General features: G+C 65.2%; 3 protein-coding genes. All 3 read right to left on the bottom strand.

Features of this window, described 5'->3' with window-relative positions; genetic code table 11:
* On the bottom strand, nt 1-127 hold a 127-nt coding region (locus K9U40_RS22830; RefSeq protein ID WP_282890681.1), incomplete at its 3' end, for a DUF1173 family protein.
* Nucleotides 128-321: 194 nt separating this feature from the next.
* On the bottom strand, nt 322-825 hold the full coding sequence (locus K9U40_RS22825) for an RES family NAD+ phosphorylase (RefSeq protein ID WP_282639825.1): 504 nt from the start codon (nt 823-825) through the stop codon (nt 322-324).
* Complete coding sequence (parS, locus tag K9U40_RS22820; RefSeq protein WP_282639824.1) at nt 822-1,307, bottom strand: type II RES/Xre toxin-antitoxin system antitoxin; 486 nt, start codon at nt 1,305-1,307, stop codon at nt 822-824. Before parS ends, K9U40_RS22825 begins: the two co-directional genes overlap by 4 nt.
* Between the last annotated feature and the right edge of the window lie 475 nt (nt 1,308-1,782).

Below are 1,782 nucleotides of genomic sequence, written 5' to 3'. Positions count from 1 at the left end.
TCGTGGTGGGCGGCTCGCGGCACAGGCAGAGCGGCCGCTGCTTGCGCTCAAAGGCCTGCTCGAGCGCGGATTGAAGCTCCGGCGCGCCTTCATCGCAGGTCCGCTCACCAATCCTGAACTGCCGCATGGGTGGATGCACCTTCATTTAACCGCAAAGGACAAGGCAGTAAAAATGCTGATCGGACAGCCACAAACCTCCCAACGTCGGAAGGACGTGGTCGTGGAGATCTCATTCTGCCACGGCCACACTCGCGCCACCTCGGCCTAGGCTCGCCGGTCCGTTCGACCGGGAGAAGAGAGCACACTGCGCGGCCTCGGCGCCTACGCGGGCGGATGCAGGCGTGTGTCCAATGCAAAAGGTTCCTGACGCTTCACGGCATAGGCGCCTGCAGCGCTGCTCGCCATGAAGATCAGGTTCCAGCTGTGCGTGGAGACGGCGCTCGGAATGACCACGAAGCGATGGCGGTGCAGGAGATCGTCGCCGAACGCCTGCTGGCCTGCGCTCGGGATGCCGGGCCTCAGCCAGTTCAGGTTGGGAACGTCGGCGGGCTCGACGACATGCACGTCGGTGAGGTCCGTCACCATTGTCGCCGTCATTACATGAGGGATCGTGTCGAGCGCTCTGAACCCCTTGTGGACCGCCACCTCCAGGATCGCGGTGGAGGGATCGATAGAGCAGTACACGGCGCGAACGCCCTTGCTGTTCCATCGACCGCCAACCCGGTAGGAGCCCTCACCGCTGTCCCAGCTGGAAGCAAAACTCACCTGGTCGAGCCGCCATGCCACAAGCTCACCGCCGCCAAGCGCTCCCGGCAGCGGCGTCATGCATAGACGCCGTATTCAAGCCGCACGAGATAGTCCTCGACGAGCTCGATGCCGGCGGGCGTGGAGAGCAGGTCGATGGGACGGCGCTGGTCGAGCCCGATCGCTGGACGCTCCAGCCACTGCTCGGCCTCCTCCTGTGAGCCGAAGACGTCGGTCGCCTTGGCAAGGATCTCCGCAAATTTCCATGCCCTGCCGCTCTGCTCCTGGCTCAGCGGTTTGGAGGGCGCATCCTTCCGGCGCTGATAGGTTCGCACGCTCATGCCGACCGCCTTCTCGAGCGAATCCGCCTTGTGCAGAACGCGCAGATGCCCCACGAGGTGATCCAGCGCAGAGGCGGGCAGGCCGCGCAGCAGCAACTCATGGGCGTCAAGGGCACTGTTGACGTGCCCCGACAACACCCGGGAGCCGCCGAGCAACTCGGCGATCTTCTGCAGATCGCGCGGGGCCACCTCGGGAACGGTCTGTTTCGCCGCGATCGCCATTGCAAGCTCCGTGTGTCAACTGTCGCTTCTATATATGACAGGTGACGCATCTGGTTCAAGCGTCGGAGCGATCGGCAGGGCATGAATCTGCATCCTGTATTCGGGCGCATCCGGCGTGCCGGACCGGGCTCTACTCCGCCGGATCCCGGCTCCACGAAGCCTGCGCGCAGTCTTCGCGCCTCGCGGCGTGACGATCCCTTGCGCATGCAGCCTCGCTGTCTGGGGCGAACCCGCGAGACCGGCATCGACGCCCGGTCACTGCATCGACCCCGCCTGAGGGGGGATGAGGGCAGGCTTCGCCTGCTGCTGCCGCGTGCCTGGATAACCCACCCTGTCTGCTCAGAATGTCCAAGCCTGCCATGGCGGGTGGGCACGCCCCAAAACCGCGCGGCCCCTCCAATTTTCCCGCTGCGCAGGAAAATCGGTTCCTCCGCGCGCCAGCAAGCTGGCCGCTGTCGCGGGTTTTGACCCGTGC

Source organism: Xanthobacter autotrophicus (genome assembly GCF_030015065.1).
GTDB lineage: Bacteria > Pseudomonadota > Alphaproteobacteria > Rhizobiales > Xanthobacteraceae > Xanthobacter > Xanthobacter autotrophicus_D.
This window is presented reverse-complemented; position numbering and strand designations above follow the sequence as displayed.

What these genes read in the sequence shown, in the direction of transcription:
- K9U40_RS22825 (WP_282639825.1), bottom strand. Translation starts at nt 825, where the DNA reads ATGACGCCGCTGCCGGGAGCGCTTGGCGGCGGTGAGCTTGTGGCATGG.
- parS (WP_282639824.1), bottom strand. Translation starts at nt 1,307, where the DNA reads ATGGCGATCGCGGCGAAACAGACCGTTCCCGAGGTGGCCCCGCGCGAT.